This window comes from Mesorhizobium sp. Arg314 (genome assembly GCF_053714275.1).
The window spans coordinates 1-307 of the sequence record NZ_JBSKBP010000314.1 but is presented as its reverse complement, the minus strand read 5'-3'; the positions used below and the strand labels follow the sequence as shown (position 1 = coordinate 307).

General features: G+C 63.8%; 1 pseudogene. It reads right to left on the bottom strand.

The features are described from left to right. Nucleotides 1–197 (bottom strand): annotated as a pseudogene (locus ACWGS9_RS35650) (IS5/IS1182 family transposase); the annotation flags it as partial. Nucleotides 198–307 lie beyond the last annotated feature (110 nt).

Here is a 307-nt window from a genome sequence, read left to right as displayed (position 1 = left end):
CCCCGCCATCAACCGCGTCGGCAACGGCGGCATGCCTGGTCGGTCCGAATAGACCGCGCCGAACCGCTCTTCCAGCACCGGCCAGTCGATCGCCTGCGCCAGCCGCACCAGCTCGTGCTTCATGTTGATGATCTGATCGAGCCTGGAGCGGAACAGATCCTGTTCTCCCGTCTCGCGTTCTCGCGTGGTCTGGACACCGCCGTCCCCTCGACTCACCGCCCCCAGACGAGTGAATCTGGAGGTTTCTGTGAGGTCGCGAGCACCGAGAGTACGGCCGGAATGATGCGGCGACCTCATAGAAACCTGA